A 19,191-nucleotide genomic window follows, 5' to 3' on the forward strand; every position below is an offset into this window, starting at 1 on the left:
CCAAAATCTCCGATATGAAAATTTTACTCCCTACCGCCTGCGGACGGCCTGCGCATTTCTACGTCCCTCCGCTTTTACATCCCTTTTTCGTTTCTTCTTTTCCTGTCACCGCGGGATCCGTTCCCCGGCGACTAAGCCGCTAAGGATCCCCTGAGGTCATCCTGTTCGTGATCGATTACGTTTTCCGTAACGGGAGTAGATCGTTTGCGCTGCCGGAGGCTTCCTGCATCTTCTTCATTCATTTCCCATACCAAAATCTGAATCATGAAACGAATATCCAAACACCTGCTTTCCGGGCCGTATGGCCCGGGGACCGGGGCGCTGCTGCGCCTCCCGTTTTCAAAACCTCCCGGAGGTCAAAGCAGCAGACGACGGCTTCGCTTCCACTTCATGGCGGTCATCCTGCTGTTGCTGCCCGCCCTCCTGCAGGCGCAGCAGAAAAGCAATATCCGGGGACAGATCCGCGATGAAGCGGGCAACAGCCTGCCCGGCGTAACGGTGCAGATAAAAGGCCAGAACGCCGGTACCGTCACCGATCCCACCGGCCACTTTTCCCTGCCTGCCAACGTGGGAGATTCTCTCGTGATCACCTTTGTCGGCTACCGCACCCGCACCGTCGGCGTAACCGGCAATGCCCCCCTGAGCATCCGGATGCAAAGCGATAACGAAGCGCTCAATGAGGTAGTCGTCGTCGGTTACGGCACACAGAAAAAAGTAACGGTGACGGGATCCGTCGCCGCAGTCCAGGGCACAGAACTGATGAAGACCCCCACCCTCAACCTTTCCAACAGTCTGGCCGGCCGCCTGCCCGGTGTGACAGCCATGCAGAACAGCGGCGAACCGGGCTATGACGGATCTTCCATCCGCATCCGCGGCTCCAACACCCTTGGCAATAACGATGCGCTGATCGTCATCGACGGGGTGCCGGCCCGGGCAGGAGGTCTGGAGCGCATCAATCCCGCCGACATAGAAAGCATGTCCGTACTGAAAGACGCTTCCGCCGCCATCTACGGCGCGAGGGCCGCCAACGGGGTCATTCTCATTACGACCAAGCACGGGAAGACGGGTAAGCCCACGCTGACCTACGACTTCAATTACGGACTGGCCCAGGCCACCCATATCCCCAAGGTTGCCAATGCCAGCCAATACGCAGAAATGAGAAACGAGCTGGAAGTATTTGACCTGCCCGACGAAGAATGGCAGGCCGCATGGGATGCCTTTAAGGCAACCGGCAGCTATACCCGCCCCAACGGGAACGTGGTCACCGCTCCTTTTCAGCCTGAGGATTTCCAGAAGTTCAAGGACGGCTCCGATCCCTGGGGACATCCCAATACCGACTGGTATGCGGCGGTATTTAAGAAATGGTCCCCGCAGCAACGACACAACCTGCAGCTGTCCGGCGGCACCGACAATTTCAAATACCTCGCCTCGCTGGGTTACGAAGACCAGGACGCTTATTATAAAAATTCCGCCACCGGCTACAAGCAATACGACATGCGGATCAACCTCGACGGCCAGATCAGCAAATGGATCAGCACCAGTCTCGGCATAACAGCCCGCGAGGAATACCGGTTTTTCCCCATCCGCAGCGCCAGCAATATCTTCCGGATGCTGATGCGCGGCGATCCTACCAAAAACGCCATCTGGCCCAACGGCAAGCCGGGCATGGACATCGAATACGGCGACAACCCGGTGGTGATCACCACCAATGAAACCGGCTACGACCGGGATAAAAGATATTATGTGCAAACCAACGGCAAGGTGGACATCCTGATTCCCTGGGTGGAAGGATTAAAGTTCACCGGTACCGCAGCCGTAGATAAATATATCAAACGCACAAAGCGGTGGGAAACGCCCTGGTACCTGTACAACTGGGACGGCACCAGCTATGAGGAAGACGGCAAGACGCCCGCGCTGATGCAGGTGCTGCGGTCCAACTTCTCAGATCCGCGGCTGACCCAGGGCGACGAAGACCAGCTGAACATCCTGCTGGGCGGAGTATTCAACTATGACCATACCTTCGCCGGCAGCCACGCGCTCAATGTGCTGGCAGGAGTAAACCGGGAAACGGTATCGTTTGATAACTTCAATGCCTACCGGCGTTATTTCATCTCCTCGGCAATCGACGAGCTATATGCCGGCGGCGATCCGGAAAAGACAAACGACGGCGGAGCCTGGGAACGCGCCCGCCTCAACTACTTCGGCCGCGTATCCTATAACTATAAGGAAAAATACCTGGCCGAATTCCTGTGGCGCTACGACGGATCCTACATGTTCCCGGAAAACACCCGCTTTGGCTTTTTCCCCGGCGTGCTGGCCGGCTGGCGCATCTCCGAAGAAAGCTTCTGGAAACAAAATGTGCATTTAATCAACTACCTCAAGCTCCGCGGCTCCTGGGGACAGATGGGGAACGACCAGATCTATTTTGGCGACGTGCTGCAGGAGTATCAGTACCTGACCACTTATGCTTTCGATACTTATGTGGTCGGCGACGAGCTGACCAAGTCGCTTACCGAATCGCGGGTGCCCAACCCTTTCGTGACCTGGGAGGTTGCCAACAATACCGACATCGGCATTGAGGGCGCCCTGCTGGACAACCGGATCAGCTTCGAAGGCGATATCTTCTTTAACAAACGTACCCATATCCTCTGGCAAAGAAACGCTTCCATACCCCAGACCACCGGTATGACCCTTCCGGCGGAAAATATCGGCAAGGTCAACAACAAAGGCTGGGAGCTGAAGGTCGGATACGAGGATCAGGCGGGCGATTTTCACTACAGCGTCAGCGTCAACGGCGGTTATGCCAAAAACAAGATCATCTTCTGGGATGAGGCGCCGGGCGCGCCCAAGTGGCAGCAATCCACAGGCCACCCGATGAACACACCCCTCTATTACATCTATGACGGCGTTTTCAAGGACGAAAAGGATATTGCCGCCAATACGCTGGACTACAGCGCCATCAACAATAACAATATCCGCCCCGGCGATATGAAATACAAGGACGTGAACAACGACGGCAAGATCGATGCGGACGACCAGATGCGCATGGATAAAAATACCCAGCCTACCTTTCAGGGCGGTCTTAACATCAACCTGCAATGGAGGAATTTTGATGCGAGCATCCTTTTCCAGGGAGCCACCGGGGGCGCGCTCTTTCTGCAGACCGAGTCCGGACGTATCGGCAACTACCTGCTGGATACCTACGAACATCAGTGGACGGTGGACAACCCCAGCAGCAAAGATCCGCGGATCGCGGACCGCAACAACCTGTATTATTCCAACGGCAATACTTACTGGTTCAGGAGCACAGATTATATGCGTCTGAAGAACGTCCAGATCGGTTATACCCTGCCGGCAGCCGTGATGAAAAAGGCGGGTATACAGAACCTTCGCATATATGTAAGCGGGCTGAACCTTTTCACGCTGGATAAGCTGAAGGTGGTAGATCCGGAGTCCATCAACGGGAATTTACAGTATTATCCGCAGTCCCGGATATTGAATGCCGGCCTGTCCGTAACCTTTTAAATGAAACGAGATGAAACCGATGAAATTCAAAATAAAAAGTATCGTCGTCGCGGCCTTCCTGTCCACCCTGCTGCTTTCGGCATGTAACCAGGACTTTGTAAACACACAGCCGCTGAACCAGGCTTCGGAAGGGGTGGTATGGAGCGACGGAGGCCTGGTGGAAGCCTTTGTCACCGGTATATACGGAGGACTTCAGCAGGGTGGGTTTGCAGAGGAAATGCTCGCCTCCACCACCGATGAATCCATGTTCACCCATCCCTACGATCTGCTCAGCATGACAGAATCACTGGTCAGTGCCTCAGACCTGCGCTGGCTCAACAGGGATGCTTTCAACGGCCGCTGGGACAAGATGTATCTCCGTATCCGCGCCTGCAACGTAGCGCTTCAACACCTGGCCAGCCCCGAGTTTGAGAATCCTCCGGAGGATACGGGATTTATCGACCGGCTAAAGGGAGAAGCTTACTTCCTCAGGGCTTTTTACTATCATCAGCTGGTCCGCTATTATGGCGGCGTGCCGCTGATCGATTCGGTGTACACCCTGGGGCAGAAAGACCTGACGATCGCCCGGAATACCTTTGCGGAATGTGTGGATCATATCACTGCAGACTGCGACAAGGCCGCCGCCCTCCTGAAGGGTAAGAACATCGCCAAAGGGCGCGCCAACGAGGTGGCAGCGCTGGCCCTCAAATCGCGTATCCTGCTGTACGCCGCCAGCGACCTGCACGATATACCCACAGCAAAATCCAAGTCTTCGGTGATCTCCGCCTACGATCACCCGGAGCTGATCGGCTATCCCAGCGGCAATCGCACCGAACGCTGGGAAAAGGCCAAAGCCGCCGCTAAAGCCGTGCTCGACAGGACTGAATATGCCTACAAGATGGACCTGACCGCTCCCGTGACCCCGGAAGAGGGTACGCAGAACTATATGGACATCTCTCTTGCACAGAACGGCGGGGAAGCAGAGATCATCTTCGGCCGTTATTTTATCGATGACAAAGACGAGCAGGGCGCATGGGTGGGCCGCAACAACGGCCCGAACGGGTATCACAACTGGGCCGGCAATACCCCGATCCAGAACCTGGTAGATGATTACGAGATGCAGGACGGAACGGCCTTCAGCTGGGACAAACCGGAAGAAGCCACAGCTCCCTACAAAAATCGCGACCCCCGCTTTTATGCCAGTATATTGTACGACGGAGCCGACTGGAAGCCGCGACCCGATGTGGGCGTTGACCCGGTGAACCAGATACAGACCGGCACCTACGAAGTGATCCGGAGCGGTCAGAAAGTGAGCGTGCCGGGGCTGGATACCCGCAGCAGCAGCATCGAAAACTGGAACGGTTCCTATACGGGATACTATATGCGCAAATTCATCGATCCGAACCCGGATATCGTGAACCAAACCGACCGGCAGAAGGTACCCTGGCCCTTTTTCCGCTACACCGAAGCTGTTTTTAACTATGCCGAAGCCTGTATTGCCCTGCACCAGGATGGAGAGGCGCGCGACTGGCTGAACAAGATCCGCTTCCGCGCCGGTATGCCCGCTCTCACCGAATCCGGGAATGCCCTTATGACCCATTACGAGAATGAACGGCGGATCGAGATGGCTTATGAAGAACAGCGGTACAGCGATGCGCGGCGCTGGATGATCGCCCCGCAAACGCTGGGACAAAAGGCGCAGGTGATCAAGATTACCGGAAAGCTGAAGCCGGGTCATACCGTTACCCAGTACCGGCACAGCGAAGCCGATTACACGTACTCCTATTCGGCGCAGAATACCGACCTCGAAGACCGTCAGTGGCTGGACAAGATGTATTTCATGCCCATGAGCCGGGACGAGATGAACCGGAACAACAAGCTGGTCCAGAATCCGGGGTATTAATAGCGGTAAAAGACGAAGGGCGAAAGGTAAAAGGTGAAGGGCATTTCAGAAAAAATAAACCCCGTCCGGTTTCAGACCGGACGGGGTTTTTATCTGTATGACCTTATCAGCAAAACTTCGTTACGCCGGGCACGGCAACGGGGTAGTTGCCCTCGGCATCCGGCAATACGGACGGCTGGGCATCAAAGGAAAAGGTCTTCGGCAGCAGGTTCATCCCGCAGTTAATGGCCTTGTCCCAGTCTACCACCTGGCCCGAATAGGTTGCCATACGGCCCAGGATAGAGGTCATCGTGCTCTTTGCCGTACGCTCCGCATCCTGATACTTGAATTCTCCTTTGGCTATAGCGGCAAACAGCTCGTCGTGCTCGTTCTGGTAAGGCTGGTTATCCTTGCTCTTATCGAACTGGTAGAGGGTATTGCCCTTGAGGTCGGTGATCTTTGCCGCATCGCAGTATACCTTTCCCTTTGTGCCGACCAGCAATTCGTCCACCTTGCTCATGGCGCCTTTGATGTGCCGGCACTGGCTGTTGAGGATGGCGCCGTTGCCGTAATGAAATTCCACATAGTGGTGGTCGAATATCTGTCCGTAATCTTTTCCCTTCCGCACTTCCCTGCCCCCCATGCCCTGGGCCTGTACGGGAAAGCCATCCATCGCCCAGTTGATCACGTCGAGGTTGTGGATATGCTGCTCGGTGATATGATCGCCGCAAAGCCACACAAAGTAATACCAGTTGCGCATCTGGTATTCCATCTCGGTCCAGCCCGGCTGCCGGGGGTGCACCCATACTCCGTCGTTATCCCACCAGGCCTGGGCCGACACGAGGTCGCCGATCATGCCGTCGTGGACCCTTTTGATCAGCTCCCGGTAAGAGGTCTGATAGCGGCGCTGCAGACCGGTGACCACATTCAGCTTTTTGGCCTTGGCGGTCTGCGCGGCGGCCAGCACACGCTGTACGCCGTTGGGATCGGTAGCTACCGGCTTTTCCATAAAAACATGCTTACCCTGCTTTACCGCTTCCTCGAAGTGGATCGGACGGAAGCCGGGCGGTGTGGTCAGGATCACCACATCCGCGGCGGCAATGGCCTGCTTGTAAGCATCAAAGCCTATAAACTTATGATCTTCCTTTACCTGCACACGGCCCTTGTTTTCATCCAGGGCTTCAATAAGATTATTATAGCTGCTGTCCAGCCGGTCCCGGAAGGCATCGGCCATTGCTACAAGACGCACGTTCTGCTTGGTGCTGAGGGCCTGCGTTGCGGCGCCGGTGCCGCGGCCGCCGCAGCCGATGAGGGCTATGTTAATGACATCATCCGCTCCCGAAAAATAATTGGCGCGGGACAGTAGCGGAGCTGCCATCACGCCGCCGGTCAGCAGGGCGGTATTTTTTACAAAATCGCGCCTGCTCTGGGCGCTTTGCCGGAAAGGTTTTTGCTTCATGGTCGTAGTATATTAGTGTAGAGAAATATTACTGCATCAGCACCTGGCTGAAGAATTTTTCCACCTCCTCGGGAGAAGGCTGTTTCAGCGGCCGCACCACCCGAAAACCCACAAAGGGGGCATCAGCTATCCACCATTTGCTTTTGGGGATCTGCGGGTCGCGGGCATTCCACTTCAGGCTGGAACGCAGCCGTGCAGCGCTGCGCAGGGCCGCGGCCCCGTCGCGGAAATGGCCGCCTTTCAGGGTGCGGGGATGCTTGCTGTCCGGCTGCATCCAGGGATCGTCCGGATGCGCTTTTATCTTTTCAAAATATTTTTCCTGGTACTGGTCCAGCGTCCACTCCGCCATATTCCCCAGCATGTCGTACAGTCCCCAGGCATTGGGCTTCAGCTGCTTTACCGCGTGATACTTGTTATCGCTGTTGGCGCCGTACCAGGCATAGGTGGATAAGGCGGAAGAATCGCCGCCAAAGAAATAAGCCCCTGTGCTGCCCGCGCGGCAGGCATATTCCCACTCCGCTTCGGTAGGCAAACGGTAGAATACGCCGGTTTTTTTGTACAGCCACTGGCAATACATCAGCGCGGCGTACTGGGTCATGCTGTTGGCAGGATAGCCGCCGGCCTTGCCCATACCCAGCGTGAAGTCCACATACGGCGGGCTGGGCCGGGTAATACCGTCCGGTTTGGGCTCCGTATCCCTCGTTTCATCCTGGAAATGGATATATTCATCATAAGTAACCTCATGCTCCCCGATCCAGAAGGCTGAGACCTTTACCCGGGTCTGCGGACCTTCGTCGGCATTTCGCCCGGACTCGCCCTCCGGGCTGCCCATGAGAAAGCTGCCGGCAGGCACAGGGATCATGCGGAAAGATACTTCCGTATTGGGAATGGTCTGCGCATAAGGTTTAAAGGCAGGCGCCCCCTTTTCCTGCGCACGGATACGGAAAGAAAGAAGAATAAAGAGTGCTGATAAAAGACAGCAGGCTGCAGAACGGTTCATTTTTTCGGGTTACAGGGTTAACAGCAAAAGACAGGTATCTCCCGCTGAAGAAAACAGGCAAGGGTTACAGGAAATCATCCGCATTCCGGTAGGCCTTTATAAGGGCTTGTTCGCCTTCCTTTCCGGGAAGGGAGATGCCATGCTCCATGCCCATTACCCCCTTGTATCCTTTTTCATAAATATGCTTGAAGATATTGCGGTAGTTCATCTCTCCCGTTCCGGGCTCCTTCCGTCCCGGGTTATCGCCGATCTGGATATAGGCGATTTCATCCCAGCACAGATCCATGTTGTGGATGAGGTCGCCTTCATTGCGCTGCATATGGTACATATCAAATAATATCTTGCAGGAGGGGCTGTTCACCGCGCGGCAGATCATATGGGTCTGGGCGGAGGTTCTCAGGAAAAGGTCGGGGGTATCGCTGAGGGGCTCCAGCACCATCACCAGACCGTGCGGCTCCAGTATTTCGCTGCCGCGGCGCAGGGCGTCGATAACATGGCTTGTTTGTATATCCATAGGGAGGTGACGGAAAAAGTCGCCCGGTACCACCGTAGTCCATTTGGCGTTCACGCGTTTGGCCGTTTCAACGGCACCCCGGCATCCTTTCAGGAAGATGTCCACAAACTCCTGCTTGCCGGCGGCCAGTGTATTGGCCCCGTTGCCTCCCTTGTCCACCACAAATACGCCCATATCCATACCCAGCTTGCTCAGGGTGCTGCCGATCTTTTCCTGGAGCCCCTTGTCCCGCCCCATCAGCCCGTTATCCTCGATGGCCCGGAAGCCCTGATCATACATGTATTTGATCTGGTCGATAAAGTCCCCGCCACTGCTATTCTTGAACATACCGTCATGCGGCGCATATTTCAGGTGGAAGGTGCCTTCAGCATCTTTTCGTATGCCGGTTCCCGTTACCAGGGTGCCGGCTCCCGCCGTCTTTCCGCCGAAAGCCATGGCAGCCGCGCCTGCAAGGGCACCGTTTCTCAGGAATTTTCTTCTTTCCATTTTTTTAAATACTTTGTTTGCAAGATCGAAACCGGGTATGATTATATTAACGGATGAATTTAGGGTGAAATGTTCAGATTTTATAACCTTTTCCTGTTTTTTTTCGTCATTGCGCAGGCCGGTCCTGGGACCTTACCGCTAAAGGCGCAGAAAAAATACATATTCACACAGCCCAAGATGGGCTCTCCTTTCCGGATCATTATCTACGGGCGCGATTCGGCGGCGATCGCGCAGGTGGCAGACAACGCCTTCAAACAGGTGGATACGCTGAACCTGCTCTTCAGCGATTATATCAATAACAGCGAGCTCAGCCGGCTGAGCGCCGGCAGTGGAACAGGACAGTACGTACCCGTATCCGCCCCCATGCTCGACATCCTGAGGCGTTCGCTGCAGGCTTCCCGCCTGAGCGGAGGCAGCTTCGACATCACGGTAGGCCCGGTGGTAAAGCGCTGGCGAAAAGCGCGGAAAGATCAGGTTTTCCCGGACAGGGCCGCGATAAAAGCGGCGTTAAGATCCACCGGCTACCGCTATATTCATCTGGACACCGCCCGTTCCGCGGTATGGCTCGAGAAAAAGGGCATGCAGCTGGACCTGGGCGGCATCGGCAAAGGCTACGCCGCTCAGGCGGCGCTGGATTATATCCGCAAAGCCGGTTATCCCGCAGCCATGACGGACGCGGGAGGCGATATGGCCCTGGGCGACGCCCCCGGCGGGGACAAGGGATGGCTGATCGCCATAAATATGCCTGAGCAGCGCGATGCGCTGCTGCCGAAGATGCTGCAGCTGCACAACTGCGCCGTGGCCACCTCGGGAGATGTTTACCAGTATCTGACGTATAAGGGAAAACGTTATTCCCATATCATAGACCCGCGTACGGGTATGGGGGTTACTTTCCAGCGGAATGTTACCGTGATAGCACCGGAGGGGGCCACGGCAGACTGGCTGGCCAAGGCAGGCAGCATTCTTCCGTTGAGGAAAGCTTTCCGGCTGGTAAACCGTATCCCCGGGGCCGAAATGCTGGTCACGGAACTGCGTAAAGGAAAGCTGTTTCAGAAAAGCTCGGCGGGATTTTACAAGAATTGATTTGATGATTTGGAGATTTGATGATTTGACAATGGAACAATCATCAAATCAGCACATCATCAAATTATCAAATCATCTCCCGTATATTTGATCACCAAACCACATGCATGGCGCTGAATATCGTTTTTATTTCCTTTTTTATCATTGCCTTCCTGGTGGCTTTGTACAGGCTGGTTTTTCTGGGGGATACGCATATCTTCCAGGATATCATCAACGGCACTTTTAAAGATGCCAAAACCGCCGCAGAGATCTCGCTGGGCCTCATCGGCATCATGACCCTCTGGCTGGGCATCATGAAGGTAGGCGAACGCGGCGGGGTGATCCGGGTCTTTGCACGGCTTATCGGCCCCCTGTTCAACAAGCTGTTCCCCGATATCCCCCGGAATCATCCCGTATACGGTTCCATCCTCATGAACTTCTCCGCCAATATGCTGGGGCTGGACAATGCCGCCACACCCCTGGGCCTGAAAGCCATGAAAGAGCTCCAGGAGCTGAACGGCGGCAAGGACCAGGCCTCCAATGCGCAGATCATGTTTATCGCGCTGAACGCCTCCAGCCTGCAGCTGCTGCCGGTCAGCATCATGGCTTACCGCGCGCAGGAAGGGGCGGCCAACCCCTCCGACGTTTTCCTGCCGATCCTGCTCGCCACCTTTTTCTCCACCATCACCGCGCTCATCATGGTGTCCATCTATCAGCGGATCAACCTGTTCAACAAGGTGGTGCTGGCCTATATCGGCAGCGTCACCCTTCTCATCGGCGCCGCACTTTACTTTTTCTCCCGTCTTTCCCCCGCAGAGATCGGCACTATCTCCTCCGTCGTCGGCAATGTGATCCTCTTCGGAACGATCATCTCCTTTTTCCTGCTGGCCTTTATCCGGCGGGAGAATGTCTATGAGGCTTTTATCGACGGCGCGAAGGAAGGCTTTGGCATTGCCGTCAAGATCATCCCGTACCTGGTCGCCATCCTGGTGGCTGTAGGCGTATTCCGCACTTCGGGATGCATGGACTATCTCGTGCATGGCATCGGAAGCCTCTTCAGCAGCCTGGGTATGAATACCGACTTCGTACCCGCGTTACCGGTAGCCCTGATGAAGCCGCTCAGCGGCAGCGGGGCGCGGGGACTGATGGTGGAGATCATGCACACGCTGGGGGCAGACTCCTTTCCCGGCCGTGTATCCACGGTTATCCAGGGATCTACGGAAACGACATTTTATGTGCTGGCGGTTTATTTCGGATCGGTAGGCATAAAAAGAACACGACATGCCCTCCCCTGCGCCCTGCTTTCGGAGCTGGCCGGCGTCATTGCCGCCATTATCATCGCCTATATATTTTTCCATTAAAGCCACCGGAGACCTTCCGGCCCAAACATCCTCCGTCAACCCGGTCTCTGCCCGGGAAGCCGCTGATGGCATACGGCCCGTTACTGGACCTTCACGTAATCGGTTTGTGAGGTGCTGAGTCCGGCGGCGGTAACCACTTCTACCCGAAGGTCGATGCGGTTGCCGGCGACCGTATCGGGGATCGCATAGGAGAAAAACAGGGTATCGGCCTGCTTCACGGAAGAATAAAAATCGGAGCTATAGGGAATGCTCTCTACCTGGCGGGTCACTTTATCGGGAGTAGTTGCATACAGGTTGATCAGGGTAACGCCTTCACGGGCCCTGAAGTCCACTTCAAAGGTGACCTTACCCCCCTGTGGGAAGTTGGCATCCGAGATATTGTACCGGCTGGTCGTATCATAAAAATGCTGCGTAAGGATATCGGGATAATAATGCACCCCGCTGCCGATGGCGTCTTCATCCACAAAATCGTTTTCCTTTTTGCAGGCAAACAGCAGTACAGACAGCAGCATGCCGGTTAAAACAGCAGCCGGGCAGCGATATGGCTTTTTTCGACGCATGGGCACAAAGGTAGCCGCTATTGGTTAATGTACAAAAGAAGACGCAGCGGGTTCAGCTTTTCCACTTCAGCTCATAGAGGTCCTTCCGGCGGTCCTTCAGGTTATTGACGCTGCCGAACTGCCGCAGCTCTTTCAGCAGGATCAGATCCACATCTGCAATAACGATGGTTTCCGTATTGGGCGTGGCCTCCGCCTTGATACCATTTACCGGAAAGGCAAAATCCGAGGGGGTAAAGACGGCCGACTGGCTGAACTGGAGGTCCATGTTGTTCACACGGGGCAGGTTGCCCACATTGCCGGCAATGGCCACGTAGCATTCGTTTTCGATGGCCCGGGCCTGGGCGCAGAAACGCACCCGGTTATATCCGTTCTGCGTATCGGTCATGAAGGGCACAAACAGGATGTCCATGCCTTCCAGCGCCATGATCCGGGAGAGCTCGGGAAATTCAACATCGTAACAGATCAGGATGCCGATGCGTCCGCAGTCGGTGTCAAACACCTTGATCTGGTCGCCCCCGCGCATGCCCCAGAACGTCACCTCTGCCGGGGTGGGATGGATTTTTTCACAACCGTCATAGGTGCCGTCGCGGCGGCAGACATAGGCCATGTTGTACAGCTGGTCGTTCCGGATTATGGGCAGGCTGCCGGCAATGATGTTTACATTATAGGATACTGCAAATTCCACCATTTTTTCCAGCAGCGCATCAGTGTATTTGGCCAGCCCCCGGATGGCCTCGTGCTCGTGCAGGTCGTTGAACTCGGCCATCAGCGGGGCGTTGAACAGCTCCGGGAATACCACAAAGTCCGATTCGTAATCGCTTACGGTATCGATAAAATACTCGATATGCTGCAGCAGGCTGTGCAGGTTGTGCGGCCGCATCTGCCATTGTACCAGCCCCAGCCTTACGGTGGATTTCAGCTGCCGGAAAAGATCGTTCTGCGGCTCATAATAGATATTGTCCCACTGGATGAGGGTAGCCAGGCCTTTTGACTGTGTATCTTCCGGCAGGTAATTTTTCAATATTTTTTTTACATGAAAATCATTGGCCAGCTGAAAGGTCAGGGTAGGATCGTATATCTCCCGGTGCCGTACTTTGCTGATGTATTCGCGGGGACTGAGCTCTCCGGCATATGCAGCGTAACCGGGCAGACGCCCTCCCGCCACGATGGCGCGGAGGTTCAGCTTTTCACAAAGCGCTTTCCGGGCGTCGTAGAGCCGGCGGGCCAGCCGCATGCCGCGGTATTCGGGGTGCACAAATACTTCTATGCCGTACAGCACATCTCCTTTGGCATTGTGGGTATTGAAGGAATAACGGCCCGTGATCTGTTCATAGGTATGGTTATCGCCAAAGCGTCCGTAATCGACGATCAGCGTCAGCGCACAGCCCACCACTTTCTGGTTGACGGTAACCCCGATCTGCCCCTCGGGGAAAATGCGGATCAGGCGCCGGATAGCGTCCTCCCGCCAGTAGGCGTCTCCCATCCCGGTATAGGCGTACGCCGATATCATCGAGGATTTCAGATCCAGGTAATCTTCTACGGTGAGGTTGCGCACTTCCACAGTGGTTTCGGGTGCCATACGGTCTGTTTTCGGTTTCGGGATCATGGGCCGCCGCCCGTTTTCCGGGCATGCAGCGTTTTATATCTTCCGGTTGTCTAACGGGAGAACACTCCATACAACCGGCCTGCGCCGGCCGGGTTTTCTGCTCTCCTGCGAGCGCTGCAGGCGGGCGGACAAGCGCTCCCCTCCTGCAACAAAAGTAAGGGCTTTTTTAACAAAATTTTGATGCCCGGAAAATAAACCCGGGCAACAATAACCGTCAAATAACCGTTTAAAAAACGTTCCCGCCGGCAGGGCAATACCCCTCGCGGCGGATGATAAAGCGGCCGCCTGTCGCTGCGTGCCGGGAACGCGTTTATACATGAATGATAAAAAATAATTTAACGATGAAAAAGCCGATATCCGGGTTATTGCTGGGCGCATTGCCGGTGTTGCTGCTGGCCCTTAATAGCTGCCGGAAAGACCCCCTTAAGGACATGACCCGGGAGGAATCCAGGGTGTATACGACCAACTACGACAGTACGGCCGACTTCAGTGATTTCAAAACCTTCAGCATCGTGGATTCGGTGGCCGTGATCTCGAACGGGGACGAGCCGCAGCGCGAGCTGTCGGATGCGGATGCCCACCTGCTGAAGCAAATCCGCACCCAGCTGGAGCAACGGGGTTATACCTATGTAAAAAAGGATCAGGAACCGGACCTGGGCATCAACGTAACGCTCATCTCCAACGAATACCTGAACGTAGTACCCAATCCTTATCCCTGGTGGAGCTTTCCCGGTTACTGGGACCCGTTTTACTGGGGCTACGGGGGGTATTCCTATTATTTCCCGCCCGCCTTCTCCCTGCTGCAGTCGCAGGAAGACCTGATGACGATCGACATGATCGATCTGAAAGACGCTCAAAAGGGAAGCGATAAGGAACTGGACGCGGTATGGAACGCAGTACTCCGCGGTGAGGACGTGCTGAACAGCGATAACTATGAAAGCGAGGTAAAAGCGGTCTTTGACCAGTCTCCTTACCTGGAAGCGAGCGGCAGCGCCGCACCGTAAACCGCCCGTCTGCAGGATATCCTCTGCCGTCCGCTGCGGAAGAGATGCTGAAGAGCAGGGTTCATTGTAAAAGCAAAAATATTTAGGGATGAAACCGAGCATAATAATAGTTCTTACACAGGGTTATGTTAATATGCGAGGTTCCATCCGACCACTAAAAAACAAATATTAACGGATGAAAAACATATTGAAAGGAAGCCTGGCCCTTTTGCTGGTGCTGGGATTCCAACAGACGCAGGCGCAGATGTCCCGTCTGAACGCCAACCTGAACTATTCCATTTCACAACCGCTCGGTACGCTGAAGGACTATGCCAACAAAACCAGCTTTAACGGCTGGAACGTATCCCTGATGTACAGCGTCACACCCGAGATATCCGTAGGCCTGCAGGGCGGGTTCAATGATTATTATGAAAGAATCCCGCGGCAGGTCTATCATTCCGGGTCATCCGACGTCTCCGCGGTGCAAACACATACCCTCCAGCTGATCCCGGTACAGGCTGCCGGCATCTACACCTTCGGAGGCGTGGAGCCGGGCATACATCCTTATGCAGGGCTGGGCGTCGGTATTGCCGATGTCAATTACGACAAGTACTGGGGTGAATTTTCGGACAGCCATAACAAGGTGGCCTTCAGCGTAAGTCCTATGGCCGGCGTCCGTATCCCCTTTGGACAATACTCTCCGCTGGGGCTGAACGTCGGGGTGAAATACAACTTCACCCCCTACTCATATAACGAGATAAAAAACATCAGCAACGTGGAAGGCAACGTGGGGCTAACGCTCAACATCCGGTAACGGGCATTGGATCTCATCAAACTCAGGACAGGAATATCCTGCGCTTGCGCTTATCTTTTCCAGTCTTCCAGCGGGCGGCTGAACCCGGTGGAAACATGGAGGTCTGCAGGGTGGAATATCACTACAATGCGCGTCTGCTTTACACCGGATAAATGTATGCTCAGTTTCCGCAGCCCCCTGTTGGGATTGTTTTCCGCAGGATGGGGAGACGATGGCAGCGGGACCGCCGGCATGATGCCGAACACCGCGCCCGCGGGATAAACAAGGGTGGCCGCATATTTTTTACCCTGCCGGCTCAGCACAGCCGTTCGCTTATCGGCGCTGAGCGTAATCTCCGCCCGGGTATGAGCAAACCAGTATACTTCTTCCGGCCGGGTGAAAGCAAGCTCATCCTCCACCACGACCGCCCGGCGATGATCGGCCAATGCAATACCTCGCTTTACGGAGCTGGCCCGGCCGGCATAAGCTGCCGTAAGGTCCGTTATGCCGTAGGCTGCCTCGGGCCGGCTGCTGAACTGCGTTACCTTCGCTTCCGCCTCCGGGTCCTGGTCCGGCTCCGCACCGGGCTGCACAACCAATGTATTATGTCCTTCGGCGCGGGTACGGTAATATACCCAACGTTTTCCCTTCCTGCCGGAACTGAAATAAGCCGGTATGTTGTAATTATCCGCTCCGAGATCCATTATCCACCTTTCCCCCAACGCATCCAGCACAAAGCTGCCCAGGTCCAGGTGACTGTGGTTGGCCTTGTTGTCTCCGGCTTTAAAAGCCACATAAGTAGCCAGGGAATCATCCCAGCGGCTGCGCATGGTAACGACTTCTGCCATGCGAAAATAGCTGTCCGGCGCCAGCTTCCCGGAAGACTTTATCAGATCCGCATCATACCAAAGCAAAGCAAAGGGATCGGCCGGCTTAAAGCGGTAGAGATATCTCGCCACCTCCGGAAGCCGGAATCTTTTTGCAAACCAGAAAAGCTGTGCCGCAGCAATAGGACCGTCGCCGCCATCTGCGTAGTTGAAAGATTTGTTAACAGGGCTATTCAGATACAGGGGAAAAAGCCCGGTTTTTGAAAAGCCTTCCATCTCCGACAGCCCGAAATCGTGTCCCAGCCTGCTTTCCAGGGAAGAAATGATAAATACGTTGTAGCGGGTGGCATAGCTCCAATAGCCGGGCCCTTCGTTCCAGGCGCCATCCGGCGCAAAATGCTTCATGGCCAGCGGCAGGCGCTGCAGCACATTTTTGAGGATAAAGGCGGCGAGCGCGGGCTCCTCGTCTGCGATGGCCAGGGCTCCGGTACCGATGCCGCCGTTACACACCTGGTTCCAGTTATGCGGCACGTCGGTCCACCAGCTTTTGTCGTGCGTGGCCAGCCCCTCATACGCCAGCAACGCCCGGGAAAGTCCCTTATCCATAATGGCCGATCTGATCACCTGTTGCTGTTCAGCATTACAATAATCAAAAAGCCAGTCGTATCCCAGCGCAAAGGCAAAGGTCATCTCACCCACATCCAAAAAATGTTTGGGGTTCCAGTCGGGAAACCGGGAAGCGGCTTCAAGCTCTTCCCAGGCACGTTTGGCAAACCGCTTTTCACCGGTAACCCGGTACAGGAAGCCCAGCGTGGACACACGGTCCGCCACCCTGCGGCTGGTGGCGAGCAGACGCAGCCCGTCGGGGATCACATACCGGCTCGGCGCCGCGTTCAGTATTTCTTCTCCCTCTCGATACAGCTGCTGAAAGGCGCTTTTTACATACGGATCGGTATTCCGCTCAGCAGCTACGCGACTGAAATCTTCCTGCGTAGCCAGCAGGCGGGGGTGCCCGCTGCGGAGGCCCTTCAGCAGGGAATCGCCGGTGGCGGGGATCTGGGCCATCCCCAGATATCCGGACAGCAAAAAGACAGTCAAGAGCAAAAACAAATGTTTGGCCATAAAAAATAATTAAAGCGGATGAAGAACCGGTGCCGGTTATTCCGGAATATCTGATTTTACTGCGGTGTAATGACAAAGATGCCCTTTCCTCTCTTTTGGGGATGGGCGGCTTCAAAGCTGATCCGGTAGATACGGTCGCCCCAGTTCTTAAGGATACCCTGATCTTCCATGGTGCCGAGCTTGACTTTTTCCACCGTGGCATTCCATTGCCTTGCATCATATTTTACCAGAAAATCCCGGGCCTTTCCCTGCTCCGGCCGGTAATGAATAAGGAGTCTGCCGGGTGCCGCTACTTCCGCCGGGTAAACCGTCATCATATGCTCTGTATAGGAACGGGCATTTTTCAGATCAATGTCGTCGGTTACCGTTACCGCTTTCCCCCGGTTCAGCTGTATCGTTCGCCGCCAGCTGTTGATATCCGCGCCGGACGGATAGGCGCTGGCCATATCAAGAGAAAAGGCAGCGGATGATTTTGTAGCCTTATAGCTGACCTGCTCCGCCTTAAACGCGCTACCGGCAGGCTGTGGCTGGCCGTTTATCGTAGGCGTATTGTGGTAATCGGACCGGTTGTACCATATATCATACCGTTTGTCGCTAAAGGTTCTGCTCGTATAGGTACCGCTGCCCACATCAATGATCAGCGGCTGCCCGTTATAATACACCACAAAGTTGCCGATATCGTTATGGTTATGACTTTCATCATTGTTGCCCCCCTTGGCGGCCAGGTAAAAACCGGCGGTGCTGCCGGCCTTGTCCCGCGCTGCCATCACCTGCAGATCGGGAAGCCACACATCCTCCGGCAGGGGAAGAGCTTTTTCCGCCTTACTGTATTCATCCTGCATAAAGAGGGAATAAAAATTACGGAAAAAATGAAAGCGGCCCAGTTTCCCGTCCGAGGACCTGCGGTAATAAGCGCCGAACTTCACCATGTCGGGATCGGCTATATCTTTTCCGAAGCGGTAGATCAGCTCCCCATCCATTCCGGGCTGCGGGGGAGCATCGGCAAAATTGAGAAAATAGGTATCGCTGATCTGGGCGCGGTAGATGTATTTTCCTATGTTGACCACCTTAGGATCGTGAAAAACATAACGGAAGGCGCCATGACTCGCCAGGTTGAGCATGGCTATGCAGTCGTAGAGGGAAGCGCCCGCAGCGCTCCAGTAAGAAGGTCCTTCATCGCATCCTCCGTCCGCAGGATAAGGATTCAGGAACTGGTCCAGCACATGCAGCGCCTTGGCTATCATGGCTGCGCGTTTTTCATCATCTCTTTCCAGCAACAACGCCGCGTTCAGCCAGTTGGAGCATATCCAGGGATTCCAGTTGTTGGGCCTCCGGCCACTACCGTTCTTGCCCATCCAGCCATGATATTTGGTCATCAGCGGCCGGAATATCCGGTTATTGACCTCGTAGTATATGCGTTTCCGTATCTGCGGAGACACCGCATCGAGCTTATCCCCCAGGAAGTAGTCGGCCCAGGCGAGATAAGTGGCCGTTTCGGCGGAAAATAATTCCACAAAAGGATCGGATACATCTATCAGCCCCGCATTTTCTTTTGTCTTGGGAATATGCGCCGAGGCTCCCCAGAAAGATTCTTCGCAGATAGACCATATGCCGTTGACAATAGGATCGATAAAGCGTCCCTTGTTCTCGTAAATTTCTGCCAGCAGCAAGGTGCCCAGCACCTGTCGCTTCTTGAAGCTGATCGCTTCATAACGGCTCCGGTCGCCGGTACGGACAATCAGCAGGGACGTGGTTGCAGGAATGGAAGGCCATTCATAATTCAGGTACGACTCCGCTTCCTTTACATAAGACCTCATCCTTCCTGTATCGGCTCGGCTCCAGCCGGACCGGTCTTCCCTCCGCGGAAACGGCTCCCATTTCGCCTGCGGTATAAGAATATGTTGCAGGGCATCTTGGGTATATTTTCCGCTGAGCAGGTCCTGGCCATGCCCATAGCCGCCGCTAAAAAGCAGCAAGAGGAGTAGGAGTCGTCTGATCATGATAGCTGTTTAGAGCATATGGAGAACCGGCC

The 19,191-nt window shown here is 55.0% G+C and carries 13 protein-coding genes; 6 read left to right on the forward strand and 7 right to left on the reverse strand.

Annotation, left to right across the window (positions count from 1 at the left end):
• The first annotated feature begins 264 nt into the window (after window positions 1–264).
• Both ABD851_RS07275 and ABD851_RS07280 read left to right on the forward strand, forming a co-directional pair.
• Window positions 265–3,525, forward strand: a complete 3,261-nt coding sequence (locus tag ABD851_RS07275) for a SusC/RagA family TonB-linked outer membrane protein (RefSeq protein ID WP_344977722.1) — start codon at window positions 265–267, stop codon at window positions 3,523–3,525.
• Between the two features lie 10 nt (window positions 3,526–3,535).
• Complete coding sequence (locus ABD851_RS07280) at window positions 3,536–5,407, forward strand: RagB/SusD family nutrient uptake outer membrane protein (RefSeq protein ID WP_344977724.1); 1,872 nt, start codon at window positions 3,536–3,538, stop codon at window positions 5,405–5,407.
• 106 nt (window positions 5,408–5,513) lie between these two features.
• On the opposite strand, the gene ABD851_RS07285 is transcribed toward ABD851_RS07280, so the two are convergent.
• The 3 genes from ABD851_RS07285 to ABD851_RS07295 form a co-directional block, all read right to left on the reverse strand.
• Entirely contained in the window at window positions 5,514–6,845 is a 1,332-nt protein-coding gene (locus ABD851_RS07285) for a Gfo/Idh/MocA family protein (RefSeq protein WP_344977726.1), read from the reverse strand.
• A 28-nt stretch (window positions 6,846–6,873) separates the two neighbouring features.
• On the reverse strand, window positions 6,874–7,845 hold the full coding sequence (locus ABD851_RS07290; protein ID WP_344977728.1) for a formylglycine-generating enzyme family protein: 972 nt from the start codon (window positions 7,843–7,845) through the stop codon (window positions 6,874–6,876).
• A 64-nt stretch (window positions 7,846–7,909) separates the two neighbouring features.
• Window positions 7,910–8,845 carry a hydroxypyruvate isomerase family protein gene (locus ABD851_RS07295; RefSeq protein ID WP_344977729.1) on the reverse strand — a complete coding sequence of 312 codons (936 nt, stop codon included), beginning with the start codon at window positions 8,843–8,845 and terminating at the stop codon, window positions 7,910–7,912.
• Window positions 8,846–8,914: 69 nt separating this feature from the next.
• On the opposite strand from ABD851_RS07295, the gene ABD851_RS07300 reads away from it, so the two are divergent.
• The gene (locus tag ABD851_RS07300) at window positions 8,915–9,928 is read left to right on the forward strand and encodes an FAD:protein FMN transferase (protein ID WP_344977730.1); all 1,014 of its coding nucleotides are present in this window, start codon (window positions 8,915–8,917) and stop codon (window positions 9,926–9,928) included.
• Between the two features lie 107 nt (window positions 9,929–10,035).
• Window positions 10,036–11,268, forward strand: coding sequence for a nucleoside recognition domain-containing protein (locus ABD851_RS07305; RefSeq protein WP_344977731.1), 1,233 nt, complete (start codon window positions 10,036–10,038; stop codon window positions 11,266–11,268).
• Window positions 11,269–11,348: 80 nt separating this feature from the next.
• Here ABD851_RS07305 and ABD851_RS07310 read toward each other — a convergent pair whose 3' ends face one another.
• The gene (locus ABD851_RS07310) at window positions 11,349–11,780 is read right to left on the reverse strand and encodes a hypothetical protein (protein WP_344977733.1); all 432 of its coding nucleotides are present in this window, start codon (window positions 11,778–11,780) and stop codon (window positions 11,349–11,351) included.
• A 100-nt stretch (window positions 11,781–11,880) separates the two neighbouring features.
• Complete coding sequence (locus ABD851_RS07315; RefSeq protein ID WP_344977735.1) at window positions 11,881–13,407, reverse strand: carbon-nitrogen hydrolase family protein; 1,527 nt, start codon at window positions 13,405–13,407, stop codon at window positions 11,881–11,883.
• Between the two features lie 368 nt (window positions 13,408–13,775).
• Between ABD851_RS07315 and ABD851_RS07320 the strand changes: the two genes are divergently transcribed.
• On the forward strand, window positions 13,776–14,438 hold the full coding sequence (locus tag ABD851_RS07320) for a DUF4136 domain-containing protein (RefSeq protein ID WP_344977737.1): 663 nt from the start codon (window positions 13,776–13,778) through the stop codon (window positions 14,436–14,438).
• Between the two features lie 175 nt (window positions 14,439–14,613).
• Entirely contained in the window at window positions 14,614–15,231 is a 618-nt protein-coding gene (locus tag ABD851_RS07325) for an outer membrane beta-barrel protein (RefSeq protein ID WP_344977739.1), read from the forward strand.
• A 50-nt stretch (window positions 15,232–15,281) separates the two neighbouring features.
• On the opposite strand, the gene ABD851_RS07330 is transcribed toward ABD851_RS07325, so the two are convergent.
• Window positions 15,282–17,159 (reverse strand): heparinase II/III domain-containing protein, encoded by a 1,878-nt coding sequence (locus ABD851_RS07330; protein WP_344977741.1) that lies wholly within the window; start codon window positions 17,157–17,159, stop codon window positions 15,282–15,284.
• A gap of 56 nt (window positions 17,160–17,215) precedes the next feature.
• Window positions 17,216–19,159 carry a heparinase II/III domain-containing protein gene (locus ABD851_RS07335; RefSeq protein ID WP_344977743.1) on the reverse strand — a complete coding sequence of 648 codons (1,944 nt, stop codon included), beginning with the start codon at window positions 19,157–19,159 and terminating at the stop codon, window positions 17,216–17,218.
• Window positions 19,160–19,191 lie beyond the last annotated feature (32 nt).

It is taken from the genome of Compostibacter hankyongensis, assembly GCF_039541075.1.
Lineage (GTDB): Bacteria > Bacteroidota > Bacteroidia > Chitinophagales > Chitinophagaceae > Compostibacter > Compostibacter hankyongensis.

Coding starts and splice junctions, on each gene's coding strand:
- ABD851_RS07305 (WP_344977731.1), top strand. CDS start 10,036: ATGGCGCTGAATATCGTTTTTATTTCCTTTTTTATCATTGCCTTCCTG.
- ABD851_RS07300 (WP_344977730.1), top strand. CDS start 8,915: ATGTTCAGATTTTATAACCTTTTCCTGTTTTTTTTCGTCATTGCGCAG.
- ABD851_RS07320 (WP_344977737.1), top strand. CDS start 13,776: ATGAAAAAGCCGATATCCGGGTTATTGCTGGGCGCATTGCCGGTGTTG.
- ABD851_RS07315 (WP_344977735.1), bottom strand. CDS start 13,407: ATGGCACCCGAAACCACTGTGGAAGTGCGCAACCTCACCGTAGAAGAT.
- ABD851_RS07325 (WP_344977739.1), top strand. CDS start 14,614: ATGAAAAACATATTGAAAGGAAGCCTGGCCCTTTTGCTGGTGCTGGGA.
- ABD851_RS07335 (WP_344977743.1), bottom strand. CDS start 19,159: ATGATCAGACGACTCCTACTCCTCTTGCTGCTTTTTAGCGGCGGCTAT.
- ABD851_RS07290 (WP_344977728.1), bottom strand. CDS start 7,845: ATGAACCGTTCTGCAGCCTGCTGTCTTTTATCAGCACTCTTTATTCTT.
- ABD851_RS07275 (WP_344977722.1), top strand. CDS start 265: ATGAAACGAATATCCAAACACCTGCTTTCCGGGCCGTATGGCCCGGGG.
- ABD851_RS07310 (WP_344977733.1), bottom strand. CDS start 11,780: ATGCTGCTGTCTGTACTGCTGTTTGCCTGCAAAAAGGAAAACGATTTT.
- ABD851_RS07285 (WP_344977726.1), bottom strand. CDS start 6,845: ATGAAGCAAAAACCTTTCCGGCAAAGCGCCCAGAGCAGGCGCGATTTT.
- ABD851_RS07295 (WP_344977729.1), bottom strand. CDS start 8,845: ATGGAAAGAAGAAAATTCCTGAGAAACGGTGCCCTTGCAGGCGCGGCT.
- ABD851_RS07330 (WP_344977741.1), bottom strand. CDS start 17,159: ATGGCCAAACATTTGTTTTTGCTCTTGACTGTCTTTTTGCTGTCCGGA.
- ABD851_RS07280 (WP_344977724.1), top strand. CDS start 3,536: ATGAAACCGATGAAATTCAAAATAAAAAGTATCGTCGTCGCGGCCTTC.